Source organism: Isoptericola dokdonensis DS-3, from assembly GCF_001636295.1.
Classification (GTDB): Bacteria; Actinomycetota; Actinomycetes; order Actinomycetales; family Cellulomonadaceae; genus Isoptericola; species Isoptericola dokdonensis.
The window spans coordinates 2354452-2370991 of sequence record NZ_CP014209.1; the positions used below are offsets into that span (position 1 = coordinate 2354452).

Genomic DNA, 16540 nt, shown 5'->3' on the forward strand with positions numbered 1-16540 from the left:
CCGATGACCACCCTGACCACTCTCCCGCCGTCGGCGCTCGGGACGACGTCCCCGTCGCCGCTCGTGTCCGTGCGGGGCCTGCGGGTCGCGTACGGCGACGGCCCGCTCGTGCTCGACGGCGTCGACCTCGACCTGTTCCCCGGCGAGACGGTCGCCCTGCTCGGCTCGTCCGGGTCGGGCAAGTCGACGCTCATGAAGAGCCTCACCGGGTTCGCCCCGATCACCGGCGGCTCGGCGCACGTCGCCGGGCACGACGTCGGCACGCTGCGCCGCGGCCGGCTGCGCGGCCTGCGCGCCGACGTCGGCCAGGTGTTCCAGCAGTTCAACCTGGTGGGCCGGCTCAGCGTGCTGACGAACGTCCTCACCGGCGCCCTGCACTCCGCCGGCCCCGTCAACGCCGTGGGCGGCTTCACCGGCGCCGACAGGCGCCGGGCCATGGAGCTCCTCGACCGCGTGGGCATCGCGCACAAGGCGACCGACCAGGCGCGCACCCTGTCGGGCGGCCAGCAGCAGCGCGTCGCCATCGCCCGCGCCCTCATGCAGCGCCCCCGCCTGATCCTCGCCGACGAACCGGTGGCATCCCTCGACCCGACCATGTCGCACCAGGTGCTCGACCTGCTGCAGGAGATCGCCCGCACCGACGGCATCCCCGTGCTCGTCAGCCTGCACGTGCTGCACCTGGCGCTGGAGCACTCGGACCGCGTCGTCGGGCTGCGGCACGGCGAGGTGCTGGTCAGCGCGCCGACCGCCGAGCTGGACGCCGAGCAGCTCGGCGTCGTGTACGACGACCCGACCGAGGCGCACGACCAGGAGGCCGACGATGCCGACCGTTGAGACGACCGACCGACGCCGGGCGTCCGAGAAGCCGCGGCTCGACCCCGCCGAGCGGGCTCGGCTGGAGCGGGCGTTCAACGTCCCGCGCGCCCGGTTCCTGCTCGGGGTGCCGGTCGCGATCGCCGTCCTGTACTGGTCGGCCGTGGGCGCGGAGTTCGACTTCGCGAAGCTCGGAGAGGGCGCCGCCAACATGGGCGAATTCCTCGCCCGGATGTTCCCGCCGTCCTGGGACGAGCTCGACGTCATCGTGGAGCAGCTGGTCGAGACGCTCCAGATGGCGGTCGTCGGCACCGTGCTGGGCGCCGGCCTCAGCCTGTTCATGGCGTTCGGCGCGGCATCCAACATCGCCCCGCGCTGGGTCTACTACCCGTGCCGCTGGGTCATGAACGTCATCCGGTCGCTGCCCGACCTGGTGTTCGCGCTCATGTTCGTCTCCGCGGTCGGGCTCGGCCCGTTCGCGGGCATCCTCGCCATGACGATCGGGTCGGTCGGCTCGATCGGCAAGGTGTTCGCCGAGGCGATGGAGGCCGTCGACGACGGCCCCGTCGTGGCGATGCAGGCCGTCGGCGCGTCCAAGCGCCAGGTCGTGCAGTACGGGGTGCTTCCCCAGGCAGGTCCCCTGCTCGTCTCCTACACGCTCCTGCTGTTCGAGGGCAACGTCCGCGGCGCCACCATCCTCGGGATGGTCGGCGCGGGCGGCATCGGCCTCGAGCTCACCACCGCCATGAAGATGTACGACTACGGCCACCTGTCCGCGATCGTCATCTGCATCATCGTGCTGGTCACCGTCATCGACCAGCTCAGCGCCATCATCCGGAGGAAGATCACGTGACCACGCTCGCCCCTGCCCTCGCGGACCTCCCGCTGTCGGCGCCCGTCAACCTGCGCGACCTGGGCGGGATCCCCGTCGCCGGCGGCACCGTCCACCCCGGCGTGGTGCTGCGCGCCGACGACCTGGCGACGATCGACCAGGCCTCCGCGGACGGCCTCGTCGCTCGGGGCCTGCGCGCCGTCGTCGACCTCCGCTCGGCCGACGAGGTGGCGCTGACCGGACGCGGCACGCTCGGCGTCGCACCGCAGGTGACCTACCACCACGTGCCCTTCATGGCGAACATCGGCCAGGCCGCCGACGACACCGGTCGTCCGGGCGGCCGCACGGCCACCGCCGACATGCTCGACCAGTCCCGGTTCGGCGCGATGTACCTGCGCATGTTCGAGGGGGCGGCCAGCCAGATCGTCACCGCGCTCGCCGTCATCGCCTGGTCCCCCGGCGCGGTCGCGTTCCACTGCGCGGCCGGTCAGGACCGCACGGGCGTGCTGGCGGCCGCGGTGCTGCTCACCCTGGGTGCCGAGACCGAGGACGTCGTCACCGACTACTCCCGCACCGGCGCGAACTCCGCGGCGATCCAGGAGCGCATCGCACCCGTGATGGCTCCCCTGCTCGCCCGGTTCGGGTTCGACCTCGACGCCGCCGCGCGGGCCGCGGTGCGCGCCGAGTTCTCCGACGCGCCGATGCGCGAGCTCATCGCCACCCTCACGGAGCGGCACGGCGACCCCCTCGCGCCGCTGCGCGCGGCGGGCCTCACCGACGGTCTCGTCGCCCGCCTGCGCGAGCGCCTCCTGCGGCCCGCCGACGACGCGGACGTGGCGTGACGCCGTCGGTCACCCCGACCCGGCCGGTGCCGGCCCGCCACGAGCGGGCCGGCGTCGGCCACGTCCCCGCCGAACCCGTCCGGCGGCGTCCGGGGCGTCCCCGCGCCGAGGGGCACGACGAGCGCATCCTCGCCGCCGCCGTCGAGCTCGTGGAGTCGGGCGAGGAGGTCACGGTCGGGAAGGTCGTGGAACGCAGCGGCGTGAGCCGGGCGGCGATCTACCGCCGCTGGCCGGGCATGACCGACCTGGTGGCCGCGGCCCTCGACCACGGTCGGGAGCCGTACGACATCTCGCTCGACGGCGACCTCCTGGCGAACCTGCTCGCCGCGTTCACCCCGGACGCGCACCCTGCGGCCGGCGGCTACTCGGAGGAGCGGTTCCGGCTGCGGCTGCGGCTCGCCCTGACGGACCGGCGGCTCGCGCAGGCGTACTGGCGCTCCCACGTGGCCCGGCGTCGGCCGGGGCTCGAGGCGGTGCTCCGCGCCGGGATCGAGCGCGGCGAGCTGCGGGACGACCTCGACCTGGACGCCTGCATGGACCTGCTCACCGGCGTCGTCTACTACCAGTACGTGGTGCGCGGCGAGTCGCTCGACGACCCGCAGGTGGTGCGCCGCTGCCGCGAGGCGATCCGCGTCGCGTGGCACGGGATGCGCGCCGCCTGACCTCGTCCGGTCAGGCGTGCTCGACGCAGCGGGTGGTGGACGGCCGCACCGCGAGCCGCTCGGCGGGGATCTCCCGACCGCAGACCTCGCACACGCCGTAGGTACCGGCCGCCCACCGGTCGAGGGCGTCGAGCGCGGCCCGACGGTCGGCCTCGGCGTCCGCGAGCAGCGCGGCGGCCTGCTGCCGCTCCCACGCGAGCGTCGCGCCCTCGGGGTCGTGCTCGTCGTCGACGTTCTCCGAGCGGACGGACGCGACGATGCCCTCGACGGTCGCGCGGTGCCGGGCGATCCGCTCGTCGGTGGCCGCGACCCGCGCGCGCAGGTCCTCCTCGACTCCCATCCGGCCAGTCTGCCCCCGACGACCGACACCCCGACGGGCCGGGGTCGGGCTCAGAACGCCCGGTACGTCCAGCGCCCGGCGACGAGCGTCCCCGCGACGGGCAGCTGCCGCAGCCGCCGCGCGAGCGTCGCGGCGTCCCCGCCGACGGCGAGCGGGTCGACGTCGAGCACGGCGACGTCGCCCGGGTCGCCGACACGCACGGTCGTGCCGCGCCCGTCGGTGGACGCCGCGAGCGCCACGGCGACGTCGATGCGCTGCTCCGGGTGCCAGGAGGGGCGGCCGTCGCGCTCGCGGGTGACGGCCGCGGAGATCGCCGCCCAGGGGTCGAGGGGGGCGACGGGTGCGTCGGAGCCGAAGGTGAGCGTGACCCCGGCGGCGGCGAGGTCGGCCAGGGGGAAGGTGCGTGCACCGCGGCCGGCCCACAGGGAGTCGGTGGCGTCGCGGTCGTCCATGGCGTGCTCGGGCTGCACGCTGGCGGTGACGCCGAGCGCGGCGAAACGGGCGACGTCGGCGGGGCGCAGGAGCTGGGCGTGCTCGACGGAGCCGCGCGCGCCGGACGCCTCGAACGCGTCGAGGGCGAGGGCGTTGGCGTGGTCGCCGATGGCGTGGATCGCGCAGCGCAGCCCGGCGGCGTGGGCGCGTGCCATGAGGGGGACGAGGTGGTCGGTGGCGACGTTGAGGATGCCGTGCGCGTCGGGGCCGCTGTGCCCGACGTACTCGTCGAAGCAGAACGCCGTGAGGGTGTTGAGGGAGCCGTCGGAGATCACCTTGAGGGGGCCCTGGGTGACGAGGTCGGCGGCCGGGCCCGCGTGGGGTGCGAGCGGGTCGCCGTGCGCCAGCCCGGCCTCGACGACGGCGCGCAGGTGCTGCTCCCAGACGCCCGCGCGGACGCGCAGCCCGTCCCAGCCGGCCTCGGCACGACGGCGCCACGCGGTGAGGTTGTCGGCGACCTCGAAGTCGACGACGCCGACGACGCCGCGCTCGGCGGCGGCCTGGGCGGCCTCGGCCACGAACGTGTCGGCGACGTCGTCGGTGACGGTGACGATGGCCGGGGAGGCGGGCATCCACTCCTCCTCGCGCAGCAGCCCGGTGGGGTGCTCGCCGATGCCGAGGTAGCGCAGGCCTGCGGTGGACGCCCAGGCGGAGTGCAGGTCCCCGGACAGCAGGATGACGGGCACGTCGCCGGCGACGGAGTCGAGGACCGCGGCGCTGGGTTCGTCCGTCCAGGTCGCCCAGCGGAACCCGAAGCCGACGAACGGGCGGCCGGGGGCGGGGTGCCGGGCGGGGTCGACGAGCGCCGCCCCCACGAGCGCGGCGGCGTGGGCGGGGCTCGTCGCGGCCGACACGTCGAGCCGACGCCGCACCATCGCCCACTGCGTGAGGTGGGTGTGGGTGTCCCAGAGCCCGGGGACCACGGTGCGGCCGTCCACGTCGACGCGTTCCGGGGCGGCGCCGTCGCCCCAGCCCGCCGAGGCCCGCGCGACGGCGTCGTGGCCCGTCCCGGCAGGGACGACGGCGGCGACGCGGCCGCCCGCGAGCAGGACGTCGACGAGGCGGTCGGGCGCCCCGGCGGGGCGGGCGTTCGCGAGGAGGACGGTCACGGCGCCACCGTATTCCACGTCGTCGACCCGGTCGCCGACCATGCCTTGGCGGCCCGTCCGGGCGCCGGGACGGGCCGCCAGGTCGGGCGCTGTCAGGGCATGATCGGCGTCAGGCGGACGTGGCGACGAAGGCCCGCAAGGCCTCGACGACGAGGGCGTGGTCGTCACCCTGGGCGAGCCCCGACACGGTGGCGACGCCGACGATCCCCACGCCGTCGACCCGGATCGGGAACGCGCCGCCGTGCGCCGCGTACTCCTGGAGCGGGAGCTGATGCGTCTCGTTGAAGTCGCGCCCGGAAGCCCGCGCGCGCAGCCCCACCAGGTACGACGACGCCCCGAACCGGTACACGACGCGCACCTTGCGCTCCACCCACGAGTCGTTGTCCGGCGTGGTGCCTTCGCGTGCGGCGTGGAACACCTGCTGAGAGCCCTTGCGCACGTCGATCGTGACGGGCAGGTCGCGTTCGGTCGCGAGCTCGACGAGCAGGCAGCCGAGCCGCCAGGCGTCGTCGTGGGTGAACCGGGGCAGCACGAGCTCGTGCTCAGCGGCCTCGACCTCGGCGATCAGGGCGGCGACGTCGTCGGTGCTCATGGGCCCAGCCTCGCACGCCGGCGCGGACCCGATCATCGGGTGGTCTCGCTCACAGCGGGAATGCGCTCCGCGGCCTACCGTGTTGCCACGGGATGACATCGAGACCGTCGATGTCACCGATGCACCGGGTCGATACGAACCGCTCGCACCGCCCCGGAACCGCCCGGCGAGACCCGCCGTCGGCCACGACACAGGAGAACTCATGCGACACCAGCGCGCCCTCATCGCCACCCTGACGGCCACCGTGACCGCCCTGGCGCTGGCGGCCTGCGGCTCCTCCGACGACGACGCGGCGTCGGGTGCGGGCAGCGGGCTGGGGCTCGTCGAGGACGGCACCCTCACCGTCGCGACCGAGGGCACCTACCGCCCGTTCACGTTCCACGACGCCTCGGGCGAGCTCGTCGGCTACGACGTGGAGGTCGCGGAGGCCGTCGCCGAGGAGCTCGGCCTGGAGATCGAGTTCGCCGAGACCCAGTGGGACGCGATCTTCGCGGGCCTCGACGCGGGCCGGTTCGACACCATCGCCAACCAGGTGTCCATCAACCCGGAGCGCGAGGAGCAGTACGTCTTCTCCCAGCCGTACACGGTGTCCCGCGGCGTCGTCGTCGTGCCGGAGGGCGACACGTCGGTGTCGAGCTTCGCGGACCTCGACGGCCTGACCGCCGCCCAGTCGCTCACGAGCAACTGGCGCACCCTCGCCGAGGAGTCCGGCGCCACGGTCGAGCCCGTCGAGGGCTGGGCGCAGGCCGTCGCGCTGCTGGAGCAGGGCCGGGTGCAGGCCACCATCAACGACTCGCTCACCGTGCTCGACTACCTCAAGGAGAACCCGGACGCGCCGATCCAGGTCGCCGCGGAGACCGAGGAGACGTCCGAGTCGGCGTTCGTCGTCACCCCGGAGCGCGAGGCCCTCGCCGAGGCGATCACCGGTGCGCTGGAGACCCTCGCCGCGGACGGCACGCTCACCGAGCTGTCCGAGAAGTACTTCGGCGACGACGTCACGCAGTGACGTCCCCGCACCACGCCGGGGCGGCGGTCCACGTGACCGCCGCCCCGGTGGCGTACCCGGCCCCGCACGGGATGACATCCTGACCCGATGGACGTCCAGCTCTTCCTCGACTCCTGGTGGCCGCTGGTCCTCGCCGGGCTGACGGGCACGATCCCGCTCGCGCTCGCCTCGTTCGCGATCGGGATCGTCCTCGCGCTCGGCGTCGCCCTGCTCCGACTGTCCGCGAACAGGTTCCTGGCGTGGGTCGGCCGCTTCTACGTGTCCGCCGTCCGCGGCACCCCGCTGCTCGTGCAGCTCTTCGTCATCTTCTACGGCCTGCCGTCGATCGGCGTGACGATCGACCCGTGGCCGAGCGCCGTCATCGCGTTCTCCCTCAACGTCGGCGGGTACGCCGCCGAGGTGATCCGGGCCGCGATCCTGTCGGTGCCCACCGGGCAGTGGGAGGCCGGCTACATGGTCGGCATGTCGCGCGGACGCACGCTGCGGCGCATCATCCTGCCGCAGGCCGCCCGCGTGTCCGTGCCGCCGCTGTCCAACACGTTCATCTCGCTGGTCAAGGACACCTCGCTGGCGTCCCTCATCCTCGTCGCAGAGATGTTCCGCAAGGCGCAGGAGATCACGAGCTACACCTACGAGTTCATGCTGATCTACGTCGAGGCGGCGCTGATCTACTGGATCTTCTGCACCGTGCTGTCGTTCGCGCAGAGCCGGATCGAGAGGAAGCTGGAGCAGTATGTCTGAGACCCCGCTGCTCACCGCGAGCGCCCTGCACAAGTCGTTCGGCGACAACCACGTGCTGCGCGGTGTCGACCTGGAGGTGCGGCGCGGGCAGGTGGTCGCGCTCATCGGACCGTCCGGGTCCGGCAAGACGACGATGCTGCGCTCCCTCAACGGGCTGAGCACCCCGGACGCGGGCACGCTGGCGTTCGACGGCGGCCCGAGCGTCGACTTCGCCGCGACGGCGGGTGCCCGGGGACGCGCGGCCCGCGCCGCGCAGGTCGCCCGCGACGCCGTCCGCGACCGCTCCGCGATGGTGTTCCAGCACCACAACCTGTTCCCGCACCGCACGGTGCTGCAGAACGTCACCGAGGGACCGACGCAGGTCCGCCGTGTCCCCCGCGCCGAGGCCGACGCGCGCGGCCGTGAGCTGCTCGCGCGTGTCGGGCTCGCCGACAAGGCCGACGCCTACCCCCGCGAGCTGTCCGGCGGGCAGCAGCAGCGCGTCGGCATCGTGCGGGCGCTGGCGCTGCAGCCCGACCTGCTGCTGTTCGACGAGCCGACGTCGTCCCTCGACCCGGAGCTCGTCGGTGAGGTGCTCACCGTGATGAAGGAGCTCGCCGACGACGGCTGGACGATGGTCGTGGTGACGCACGAGCTGGCGTTCGCGCGCGCGGTGGCCGACGAGGTGCTGTTCCTCGACGGCGGCGTCGTGGTCGAGCGGGGTGCACCCCGGCAGATGTTCACCGAGCCCCGCGAGGAGCGGACCCGGCAGTTCCTGCACCGGATCCTGCACCCCCTCGACGGCCTCGACTGAAACCGCCGAGAGGGCATGCTCGGCGGTGGCAGGGGGCCGGCGGTCCCCCGCGACGGGGGCGGGCGCGCCCGCTACCGTCGGGGAGTGACCCGACTGGTGCTGCTCCACGGCCGTGACTCCGGCGACGTCGACCCGGACGACGTCGAACGGCGGTGGCTCGCCGCGCTGGCCGCGGGGCTGGACGCCGTCGGGTCGGACGTGCGGCCGACCGACGACGACGCGACGTTCGTGCACTACGGCGCGATGCTGGACGCGTTCACCGGCGGCACGCCGACCCCACCGGTGACGACGCACGCGGAGCGGGCGGACGGCTACCTGCCGCTGCTCGCCGGGCTGGACGCCGCCGGGGCGCGGTTCGTCCTGGCGGTGGCGCGCGAGGTGCTCGCCGGGGTCGGCGGCGACGTCCCGGCCGCCCCGGTCACCCCCGCCGCGGGAGGTGTCGTCGGGGACGCCCTCGCCGTGGCGCTGGCGTCCGCCCTCGCCGCGATCGACCGGTGGGTGCCGGGGCTCAGCGGCGCGGTGGTGCTGGTCCTCGCCCGTGACGTCCACACGTACCTGCACGACCCCGACGCCCGGGCCGCCGTCGAGGCCGGGGTGCTCGCGGCGCTGCCGGACGACGAGCCGGCGGTCGTCGTCGCGCACTCCCTGGGCGCGGTGGTGGCGTTCCAGGTGCTGCGGTCGCGGGCCGCGGTCGGCCGGGACGTCCCGCTGCTCGTCACGCTCGGAGCGCCGCTGGCGATCGCCGCCGTGCGGGACGCCGTCGCCGCCGTCGCCCCGCTCGCGTGGCCGGCACCGGTGGACCGGTGGGTCGCCGTCCGCGACCCGCGCGACCTGCTCGCCCCGCAGGACCTCACGCCCGAGACGTTCCCGCTGGACCCGCCCGGCCCGGGGATCGAGAACGTGCACGTCCGCAACACCGCCCTGCTGCGTCACGCGGCGGCCACGGTCCGCGACGACCGCCCGGCGGGGTACGCCGCGACGCCGGAGGTCGCGGAGCTGCTGCTGGCGGCCGGGGTCTTCCCGCCGTCCACGCCCGCTGGGTGAGAACCGGCGTCGCCGGCACCGCCGAGGGCGCACTTCCTGCGGCGTCGTCCACCGATGCGTGAGGAAGGGCGGCACCGGCCACGGCCGACGCAGCGCACCTCCGGTATCAGCCGGTGATGCCGGAGGAACCGCGGCGCGGGGCTACCGGGTCGGCAGCAGCCGGGCGAGCGCGTCGACGAGGTCGACGGAGTCGCCGTCCTTGCCACCGGCGCCGAGCACCAGCGGCGGCCGCGACGGCGTCGGCCGCACGCCACGGACCCGGTCGAGCACGGACAGCGGCGCGATGAGGACGTAGAAGTCGCCGTCCGCGGAGACCGCGGCCGTCCGGTCGTGGCGCAGGTACCAGCCACGCAGCGGGGTGCGGGCCGTCCCACGACCCCCGTAGCCCTTGACCTGCAGCGGCTCGGTGGGCAGGCCAGCCGCGACGGCGGCCGCGACGAACTCCGCGAGCATCGCCTCCGCCCGGGCGTGCTCGGCGTCCTGCCGGGCCGCCAGGCGGGCGGCGTGCTCGTGGGCGGCCTCGGTGCGCCGCCGGACCCAGTCGTCGCTCATCGGTGCAGTCTCGCACCCTCCGCCCCGGCGCCGGCCGCGCCCGCTACAGCTCGCGCTCGGCGTAGCCGACGAGCGCGTCCCGGACGAACGTCGCGCCGTCGAGACCGCCGTAGTTCTGCGCGAACCGCGGGTCGGCGACGTACATCTCGGCGAGGCCGACGACGTACTCCTTCGACGGGCGGCCGACGTCCGAACCGGGCGTGCCCGGCACCGAGGCCAGCCACGCGACGTGCCGCGCGGCGAGCGCCTGCGCGTCCGGCGACGTCGGGTCCGTCCCGGCGTCCGCGGCAGCGGCCCAGGCCTCGCTCAGCGCCTGGACGCGGGCCTTGAAGTCGGCCCGCTCGTCGGCGCCGAGCCCGCGCCACCACCGGTCGCCCTCCGCGTACGCGTCGGCGCCCCAGCGCTCGGTCACCTCCTGCTCGTGGCGCGTGTGGTCGAACCCGTCGAACATGTCCTCGGCCATGATCGGCCTCCCTTCGGTCAGTGCGGTGAGCGTGCGGCCCACCGACGCGATCTGCCGGTCCACCCGGCTGCGCTCGGCGCGGAGCGCGGCGAGGTGACCGCGCAGGGCGTCCGCCTCGTCGGTCTGCTCGTCGAGGACGGCGGCGACGTCGGCCAGCGGCAGCCCGAGGTCTCGCAGCAGCAGGATGCGCTGGAGGCGACGGACGGCCGCGTCGTCGTACTGGCGCAGCCCGCCGGGCCCGGTGCCCGACGGCGCCAGCAGCCCGATCTGGTCGTAGTGCCGCAGCGTGCGGCTGGAGACCCCCGCGAGGCGGGCGACGTCCTGGATGGATCGGCTCATGGGATCGACGGTAGAGGTTGACGTCGCGTCAAGCGCAAGGCCCGTGACCTGGGACCGGCAGGTTCCCTGTAGGGTCGCCCCGGCCCCGCGATCGGGTGTCGGGGCCCATCCGTTCGGAGGACCCATGTCGAAGGCCCCGCCGCGCACGCTTCGCGTGCGCCTCCTGCCGGACCGGCTCCGGCTCACCGTCGAGCACGGACCGGGCCGCCCGGTCGACGCCGTCGGGACCGCCCTGCGCGGAGAACCGGTCGACCACTGGGCCCCGTGCCGCCCGACGGACGACGGCCGGACGGCGGAGATCGACCTCGCCGCCCTCGTGGCGCGGTACCCGGACGACGCCGTCGTCGACCTCTGGTACCGCGACGAGGCCGGCCCGGACCAGGAGGTCGAGCCCCGGCGCCTCGGCCGGTTCCCCCGCACCGTGCGGGAGGACCCCCTGTCCGACCTGGTCGTGGCGGGGACCAGCCTGCGGCTGCGGGTCAACGTGCACGGCAACCTCGGCTTCCTGCTGGGGGAGACGGTGCCGCCGCGCCGGTTCGCGGTCGACGGGACCCGGCTCGAGCACCGCGACGGCGTCCTGTCGTTCGAGGGCACGGTCACCGCGTTCGACCGCCGGCTCGCCTCGGTCGCCCTGACCACCCAGGGGCGGCAGAGCGAGGTCCTGACGTCGTCGCCGATGACGGTCACGCTCGACCCGGGTGCGGCCGAAGGTCTCCACGGTGCGGTCGTGCACCGGTTCGCGGGCTCCCTGGACCTGCGCGAGCTCGTCGGCGCGGCGAGCACCGACACCCTCCTGGACCCCCGGATCGTCCTCACCGACAGCGCGGGCCACGTGCAGAGCCTCAAGCTGCACGAGCGCATGGCGGTCCAGGGGACCCTGGCGACCGCGTCGTTCCCGCTGGCCGACCAGGTGGTCCAGCTCGTCCCCCGCTTCACGTTCCTCGGGGGGAACCTCACGGTGAACGTCGTCCGGCTCGCCCCGGACGCCGCCGCCGCCCTGGAGCGCATGAAGCGGCGCCCGTGGTGGGTCGCGGTCGCACGCCGCACGCTCGGCATCTGGATCGTCGGCGAGGTGCCCTACAAGGCCCAGGACAACGGTTACCACCTGTTCCGCTGGATCCGCAGGAAGCGACCCCTGCGCCTCGCCTACTACGTGATCGACGAGGCGGCACCGGACCGTGAGCGCGTCGAGCGCCTCGGGCGGGTCGTCGTCAAGGGCTCGGCGAAGCACGTCGTCCTCGCCACGTGCGCGTCACGGATCGTCGGGACCCACCACACCGAGTACCTGCTCCCGACGCCCGACCCCGACTACCTCCGGCACGTGCCCGCGGCCCGCGTCATGCTCCAGCACGGCATCCTCGGCACCAAGAACCTCACCTCGACGTACGGCCGCGGCGGGACGGCGACGCTCGCGGCCGACGTCTTCCACGTCAGCTCCCCGCGCGAACGCGCCATCGTGGTCGAGGACCTCGGGTTCGCTCCCGAGCAGGTCCGGGTGACGGGGCTGCCCCGCTTCGACACCCTGCTCGCCCCGCCGGAGGCGCCGCCCGCCGGACTCCTGGTGATCCCGACGTGGCGCAGCCGCATCACGTCGCGGCAGCAGTTCATCGACAGCGAGTTCCTCGCCCGCTGGCGCGGCTTCCTCACCCGGCCCGGGATCCGCGCGCTCGCCGGGAACGGGGAGCAGGTCTCCGTCATCCTGCACCCGAACATGCGGGTCTTCGCGGACGTCCTCGAGTCGTTCGGGCACGACGTCTTCCGTCAGGGCGAGCGCGACGTCCAGGGCCTGATGCGCGAGCACGCGGCGCTCGTCACCGACTACTCGTCGGTCGCCTTCGACTTCGCCCTGCAGGAACGGCCGGTGTTCTACTTCCAGTTCGACCGGGAGGCGTACTTCCGCGGCACGTCGAGCCACCTCGACCTCGACGCCGAGCTGCCGGGCCCCGTGTTCACGGACGAGGAGGCCCTGGCGGACGCGGTCGTCGCGTCCGCGGCGGCCGGCTTCCCCATGGAGGGCGAGTACCGCGAGCGGGCGCGGCGGTTCTTCCCCGCGCACGACCGGAACAGCTCCCGGCGGGCCTACCGTTCGGTGCGCCGCGCGCGACCGGCGCGGGACCGCTGACGACCTGACCGGGCCGTGCCGAGCCGTGCCGGACCGGTCACGATGTCAGGCGGGGATCGCCTCCGGCGCAGGCAGGACGGCGCGGGCCGCGCGTCGCACCCACAGGTCGGACGCCGCGCCGAACGGCTCGGCACGCGTCGCGACGTCGTCCTGTGCCTCCTGCCACGCCGCGCGGGCGAGGTCGACCCAGGCGCGCGGGTACGACGGCGAGCGCTGCACGAAGTCGGCGAGGTCGAGGGCGTGCACGGTGCCGTCGGTGTCCCGCTCGACGTCGAGGTCGAGGTCGACGAACCAGCTCACCGGCGCGGCCGCGACGACGCCGGTCGCGACGTCGACGCGGACCCGCCCGTCGTGCCGGAACCAGGCGACCCACGGGTCGGCGACGGGCAGGAGCAGGGCACCGTCGGGCACGGCGAACCAGTCGCCCCACTCGTCGCTGCCGAGCACGACGGCGGTCCAGCGGGTACGGACGGCGCCGCACGGCTTGCGCTTCTCGACGACGACCTGCGTCATGCCCGCTCCTTTCCGTCGTGCCGGCGGCGGACGCCGCCGCGGGTGTGACGACGATAGTGACCGCCGTCACTGTCGCGGAAGCCCCGCGGCGATGACCATCGGCCACCGATCAGGTGAACGGCTGGTGAACACGCCCGCGCCGGGGATGGCGGGGGCGGGCCCCGGATCGCAGGATGGGGGCATGACCCGACGACGTCACCTGAGGTCCCTGCCTGCCCTGACGCTGGTCGCGGCGCTCGCGCTGGCCGGCTGCACCGACGACTCCCCGTCCGACGACGCGACGGCGGAGGGCTCGCCGGCCGTCACGCCGTCGCAGAGCGCCGGCACCGCGACGGGGTCGGCCGCGCCCGACGACGACCCGAGCGCCTCGCCGGAGGCGGACGAGGACGCCGCGTCGCCGAGCGCGGAGCCGTCCGAGGGGTCGGGCGGGGACGCCGACGTCGACCCCACGACGGGCGCGCTGGCGGCCGTGGCGCTGGCCGCCGCCGAGGCCGACGGCACGCCCTACGCGATCGACACGGAGGCGGGTAGCTGGCAGGTCGACGTCGCCGTGGACGGCGCGAGCGTGGAGGTGACGGTCGACCCGACGGGCACGGAGGTGCTGGGCACCCGGGACGACGACCTCGACGCGGAGGACCGCGCGGCGCTGGGCGACGCGACGGTGCAGCTGCCGGAGGCGGTCCAGCGGGTGGTCTCGCAGACCGGGGGCACGCTGCGCGAGGCGGACCTCGACGCGGACGCCCCGGCCAGCTGGAGCGTGTCGGTGACGGTCGGCGGCGCCGAGCAGGAGTTCGACGTCGACACCGCGACGGGCGAGGTCACCGAGGACACCACGGACTGACCGCCGCGGCCCGGCGGGCGCCGCTCAGCCCGGCAGGACGTCGTCGGCCGTCGGGAACGACGGCTGCGCGCCGTGCGTGGTGACGGAGTAGGCGCCCGCGCGCACGGCGGTGCGCGCGGCGTCGGCGAGGGTGTCGCCGGCGAGCAGCCGCCAGGCCAGCGCCCCGACGAACGCGTCGCCCGCCCCGGTCGTGTCGACGGCGCGGACGTGCGGCGACGGCACGACGACCGGCGCCCCGCCGTCGGCGGCGGGCTCGGCGACGACGGCGCCCGCCGCGCCCATCGTGAGCACGACGGACCGCGGCCCGAGCTCCAGGAGGCCCTCGACGACGGCGAACGGCGCGTCGGGCACGGGCCGTCCGGCGTCGTCGAGCAGCCGGCGGGCCTCGCCCGCGTTGACGACGAGCGGGTCGGCGAGGGCGAGCACCTCCGGGTCGAGCGGGACGACCGGCGCGAGGTTGAGCAGGACGCGGCCGGTCGCCGCGCGGGCGGCGGCCTCGATCCCGGACACGGGGATCTCCGCCTGGACGACCACGACGCCCGCCTCGGCGAGCAGCCGGGAGTGCCGGGCGACGACGTCGGCGTCCACGGTGGAGTTCGCGCCGGGGACGACGACGATGGAGTTCTCGCCGTCCGCGGCGACCGTGACGAGCGCGACGCCGGAGCTGCCGTCCACCTCGGCGACGGCGTCCAGGTGGACCCCGGACACCCGCAGGCCGAGGAGGGCGGTCTCCGCGAAGGGGCCGTTCCCGACGGCGCCCACGAGCCAGACGTCCGCACCGAGCCGCGCCGCCGCGACCGCCTGGTTGGCCCCCTTGCCGCCGGGCAGCACCGCCATCGAGTCGGCGAGCACCGTCTCCCCCGGCAGGGGCGGCGCGGCGACGCGCGTGACGATGTCGGCGTTGACGGATCCGACGACCACGATCGAGGGCATGGCGCGGGTGACCTCCGGTGACGGCTGGGGACGGCCGGACCATGATCCCTCACGAATGTTTCGGGCACCGTCGTCGTCCACGTGCGGCGCGGCGGCTCAGGCGGCGAGGACCTCCCGGAGGCGGGCGGCGAACTCCGCCGGGTCGTTGTCCGGCGACCACTCGTTGCGCATGAACCCGCCGTGGTCGCCGGGGAACTCCGCCGGCGGCGTGCCGAGCGCCGCGGCCAGCGCAGCGGCGCCCCGCGCCGCGAGGGTGCCCGGGGGCGACGTGACCCCCACGGCGGGCAGCACCCGCAGGTCGCCGGCGGCCGTCAGAGCGCGCAACCGGTCGAGGTCGGGCTCCCACAGCGGCATGGTGAGCAGCGACTTGCCGAGCAGCAGGTCGTCGCGGCGGCCGTCGTCCTCGGCGGGCATGCCGAACTGTGCCGGGTCCGGCGCGGGCCGGTCCAGGTACGCCTGGTCGATCGGCTCGGTCGTCATGACGAGCTGGACGAACTTCGCCATCGCCGGGCCGAAGCCCGACCGGCGGTAGGTCTCCACGATGTCCGCCTGGGCCTGCACGGCGAGGTCGCGGTCCGGCAGCATCGAGGTCAGCGGCGGCTCGTGCGCGACGAACGTCCGCACCTCGTCGGGGTGGTCGGTCGCCCACGCGAGCGCGGTCACCGCGCCGCCGGACGACCCGAGGACGTCGAGCGGGCCGAGCCCGGCGGCCTGCGCGACGGCGTGCAGGTCGGCGGCGTGGTGCTCCACCGTCACGTCACCGTCGTCGAGCAGCGTCGAGCGGTCGGTGCCGCGCGGGTCGTAGGTGAGCACGGTGCGGTCGCCGAGCTCCGCCACGAGCTGGGCGAAGCCGGAGGCCTCCATCGGGCTGCCGAGGACGAACAGCGGCGGGTGCGTGCCGCCCTCGGTCGGGGTGTGGACGTCGTAGGTGAGGACGGCGCCGGGCACGTCCAGCGTGCGGGTGTCGGTGGTCATGTCGGGTGGACGGAGACCACCGCCGGAACTCATCTACTCCTCGTCGGGCGAGCTCTCCCAGTCCTCGTCGTCCTCGATGGTGAAGGACCCGCCGAAGTGCACGGAGGAGGGGTCGACGCCGAGGCCCTCGGCGATCTGGCGGCGCATCTTCTCGGCCATCGTCAGACCCGTGGACGTCTCGTTCATCGACCGGTAGGTCTCGGCGTCGACCCCGTAGCGCGACTGCGTCCAGGCGTCGAACGCCTCCTCGTAGGCCGTGCTGGCGGCCTCGACGACGAACTCCGCGACCTCGCCCAGGGGGAAGTTGCGGGTCCGCGGGGGCCTGCCCTCGACCGCGGCGAGCGTGATCGCCAGGATGCCGTCGGCCACCTGGTGCGAGACGAGCTCGGGCCGACGGAAGTACTCGGTGGCGCGGTGCTTGAGGTGGACCACCAGCAGCTCGTCGCTCACCGGTTCGCTCGTGGGGGGCTGCGGGTAGGTGCGGGGCTCGGGTCGGGTGGTCGTGTCGCTCATCATCTCCGAGGATGCTCCCGCGG

General features: G+C 74.9%; 19 protein-coding genes. 10 read left to right on the forward strand and 9 right to left on the reverse strand.

Translation table 11 applies throughout. From position 1 onward, the window contains the following. Positions 1–3: 3 nt before the first annotated feature. The 4 genes from I598_RS10975 to I598_RS10990 are packed head-to-tail and all read left to right on the forward strand — an operon-like array spanning position 4 to position 3149. Positions 4–834, forward strand: coding sequence for a phosphonate ABC transporter ATP-binding protein (locus I598_RS10975; RefSeq protein ID WP_068202989.1), 831 nt, complete (start codon positions 4–6; stop codon positions 832–834). After that, positions 821–1666 carry a phosphonate ABC transporter, permease protein PhnE gene (gene phnE, locus I598_RS10980; protein ID WP_068202990.1) on the forward strand — a complete coding sequence of 282 codons (846 nt, stop codon included), beginning with the start codon at positions 821–823 and terminating at the stop codon, positions 1664–1666. The genes I598_RS10975 and phnE overlap by 14 nt, the downstream gene beginning before the upstream one ends. Continuing rightward, complete coding sequence (locus I598_RS10985) at positions 1663–2487, forward strand: tyrosine-protein phosphatase (RefSeq protein ID WP_068202991.1); 825 nt, start codon at positions 1663–1665, stop codon at positions 2485–2487. The genes phnE and I598_RS10985 overlap by 4 nt, the downstream gene beginning before the upstream one ends. After that, positions 2484–3149, forward strand: coding sequence for a TetR/AcrR family transcriptional regulator (locus I598_RS10990; RefSeq protein WP_232314133.1), 666 nt, complete (start codon positions 2484–2486; stop codon positions 3147–3149). Before I598_RS10985 ends, I598_RS10990 begins: the two co-directional genes overlap by 4 nt. Before the next feature lie 10 nt (positions 3150–3159). Here I598_RS10990 and I598_RS10995 read toward each other — a convergent pair whose 3' ends face one another. The 3 genes from I598_RS10995 to I598_RS11005 form a co-directional block, all read right to left on the reverse strand. Next, positions 3160–3489 (reverse strand): TraR/DksA family transcriptional regulator, encoded by a 330-nt coding sequence (locus I598_RS10995; RefSeq protein ID WP_068202992.1) that lies wholly within the window; start codon positions 3487–3489, stop codon positions 3160–3162. Positions 3490–3539: 50 nt separating this feature from the next. Then, on the reverse strand, positions 3540–5132 hold the full coding sequence (locus tag I598_RS11000; protein ID WP_068202993.1) for an amidohydrolase: 1593 nt from the start codon (positions 5130–5132) through the stop codon (positions 3540–3542). 67 nt (positions 5133–5199) lie between these two features. Continuing rightward, complete coding sequence (locus tag I598_RS11005) at positions 5200–5682, reverse strand: heme-degrading domain-containing protein (protein WP_068202994.1); 483 nt, start codon at positions 5680–5682, stop codon at positions 5200–5202. A 202-nt stretch (positions 5683–5884) separates the two neighbouring features. On the opposite strand from I598_RS11005, the gene I598_RS11010 reads away from it, so the two are divergent. The 4 genes from I598_RS11010 (at position 5885) to I598_RS17650 (ending at position 9266) form a co-directional block, all read left to right on the forward strand. Continuing rightward, entirely contained in the window at positions 5885–6688 is an 804-nt protein-coding gene (locus I598_RS11010; protein ID WP_068202995.1) for an amino acid ABC transporter substrate-binding protein, read from the forward strand. Between the two features lie 87 nt (positions 6689–6775). Continuing rightward, the gene (locus I598_RS11015) at positions 6776–7429 is read left to right on the forward strand and encodes an amino acid ABC transporter permease (RefSeq protein WP_068202996.1); all 654 of its coding nucleotides are present in this window, start codon (positions 6776–6778) and stop codon (positions 7427–7429) included. Beyond that, a complete protein-coding gene (locus I598_RS11020) occupies positions 7422–8222 on the forward strand; it encodes an amino acid ABC transporter ATP-binding protein (protein ID WP_068202997.1) in 801 nt (266 codons plus the stop codon). Before I598_RS11015 ends, I598_RS11020 begins: the two co-directional genes overlap by 8 nt. Before the next feature lie 84 nt (positions 8223–8306). Beyond that, entirely contained in the window at positions 8307–9266 is a 960-nt protein-coding gene (locus I598_RS17650) for a hypothetical protein (RefSeq protein WP_068202998.1), read from the forward strand. Positions 9267–9407: 141 nt separating this feature from the next. Here I598_RS17650 and I598_RS11030 read toward each other — a convergent pair whose 3' ends face one another. After that, positions 9408–9818 carry a hypothetical protein gene (locus tag I598_RS11030; RefSeq protein ID WP_068202999.1) on the reverse strand — a complete coding sequence of 137 codons (411 nt, stop codon included), beginning with the start codon at positions 9816–9818 and terminating at the stop codon, positions 9408–9410. A 43-nt stretch (positions 9819–9861) separates the two neighbouring features. After that, entirely contained in the window at positions 9862–10620 is a 759-nt protein-coding gene (locus I598_RS11035) for a MerR family transcriptional regulator (RefSeq protein WP_068203000.1), read from the reverse strand. Between the two features lie 124 nt (positions 10621–10744). On the opposite strand from I598_RS11035, the gene I598_RS11040 reads away from it, so the two are divergent. Further along, positions 10745–12742, forward strand: coding sequence for a CDP-glycerol glycerophosphotransferase family protein (locus tag I598_RS11040; protein WP_068203001.1), 1998 nt, complete (start codon positions 10745–10747; stop codon positions 12740–12742). A gap of 45 nt (positions 12743–12787) precedes the next feature. Here the strand turns inward: I598_RS11040 and I598_RS11045 are convergent, their stop codons facing one another. Continuing rightward, positions 12788–13255 carry a ribonuclease FAU-1 family protein gene (locus tag I598_RS11045; protein WP_068203002.1) on the reverse strand — a complete coding sequence of 156 codons (468 nt, stop codon included), beginning with the start codon at positions 13253–13255 and terminating at the stop codon, positions 12788–12790. Positions 13256–13436: 181 nt separating this feature from the next. On the opposite strand from I598_RS11045, the gene I598_RS11050 reads away from it, so the two are divergent. Beyond that, positions 13437–14096, forward strand: a complete 660-nt coding sequence (locus I598_RS11050) for a PepSY domain-containing protein (protein WP_068203003.1) — start codon at positions 13437–13439, stop codon at positions 14094–14096. A gap of 24 nt (positions 14097–14120) precedes the next feature. Here I598_RS11050 and I598_RS11055 read toward each other — a convergent pair whose 3' ends face one another. The 3 genes from I598_RS11055 to I598_RS11065 all read right to left on the reverse strand — a co-directional run bounded on the left by I598_RS11055 (position 14121) and on the right by I598_RS11065 (position 16517). After that, positions 14121–15029 (reverse strand): ribokinase, encoded by a 909-nt coding sequence (locus I598_RS11055; protein ID WP_068203004.1) that lies wholly within the window; start codon positions 15027–15029, stop codon positions 14121–14123. Positions 15030–15125: 96 nt separating this feature from the next. After that, a complete protein-coding gene (locus I598_RS11060; RefSeq protein ID WP_068203005.1) occupies positions 15126–16004 on the reverse strand; it encodes an alpha/beta fold hydrolase in 879 nt (292 codons plus the stop codon). Between the two features lie 33 nt (positions 16005–16037). Further along, positions 16038–16517 carry a hypothetical protein gene (locus tag I598_RS11065; protein WP_157557214.1) on the reverse strand — a complete coding sequence of 160 codons (480 nt, stop codon included), beginning with the start codon at positions 16515–16517 and terminating at the stop codon, positions 16038–16040. Positions 16518–16540: the final 23 nt, after the last annotated feature.

Coding starts and splice junctions, on each gene's coding strand:
- I598_RS11000 (WP_068202993.1), bottom strand. CDS start 5,132: ATGGTCGGCGACCGGGTCGACGACGTGGAATACGGTGGCGCCGTGACC.
- I598_RS11060 (WP_068203005.1), bottom strand. CDS start 16,004: ATGACCACCGACACCCGCACGCTGGACGTGCCCGGCGCCGTCCTCACC.
- I598_RS11055 (WP_068203004.1), bottom strand. CDS start 15,029: ATGCCCTCGATCGTGGTCGTCGGATCCGTCAACGCCGACATCGTCACG.
- I598_RS11010 (WP_068202995.1), top strand. CDS start 5,885: ATGCGACACCAGCGCGCCCTCATCGCCACCCTGACGGCCACCGTGACC.
- I598_RS10975 (WP_068202989.1), top strand. CDS start 4: ATGACCACCCTGACCACTCTCCCGCCGTCGGCGCTCGGGACGACGTCC.
- I598_RS11050 (WP_068203003.1), top strand. CDS start 13,437: ATGACCCGACGACGTCACCTGAGGTCCCTGCCTGCCCTGACGCTGGTC.
- I598_RS11020 (WP_068202997.1), top strand. CDS start 7,422: ATGTCTGAGACCCCGCTGCTCACCGCGAGCGCCCTGCACAAGTCGTTC.
- I598_RS11065 (WP_157557214.1), bottom strand. CDS start 16,517: ATGAGCGACACGACCACCCGACCCGAGCCCCGCACCTACCCGCAGCCC.
- phnE (WP_068202990.1), top strand. CDS start 821: ATGCCGACCGTTGAGACGACCGACCGACGCCGGGCGTCCGAGAAGCCG.
- I598_RS10995 (WP_068202992.1), bottom strand. CDS start 3,489: ATGGGAGTCGAGGAGGACCTGCGCGCGCGGGTCGCGGCCACCGACGAG.
- I598_RS11045 (WP_068203002.1), bottom strand. CDS start 13,255: ATGACGCAGGTCGTCGTCGAGAAGCGCAAGCCGTGCGGCGCCGTCCGT.
- I598_RS11035 (WP_068203000.1), bottom strand. CDS start 10,620: ATGAGCCGATCCATCCAGGACGTCGCCCGCCTCGCGGGGGTCTCCAGC.
- I598_RS11005 (WP_068202994.1), bottom strand. CDS start 5,682: ATGAGCACCGACGACGTCGCCGCCCTGATCGCCGAGGTCGAGGCCGCT.
- I598_RS11015 (WP_068202996.1), top strand. CDS start 6,776: ATGGACGTCCAGCTCTTCCTCGACTCCTGGTGGCCGCTGGTCCTCGCC.
- I598_RS11040 (WP_068203001.1), top strand. CDS start 10,745: ATGTCGAAGGCCCCGCCGCGCACGCTTCGCGTGCGCCTCCTGCCGGAC.
- I598_RS11030 (WP_068202999.1), bottom strand. CDS start 9,818: ATGAGCGACGACTGGGTCCGGCGGCGCACCGAGGCCGCCCACGAGCAC.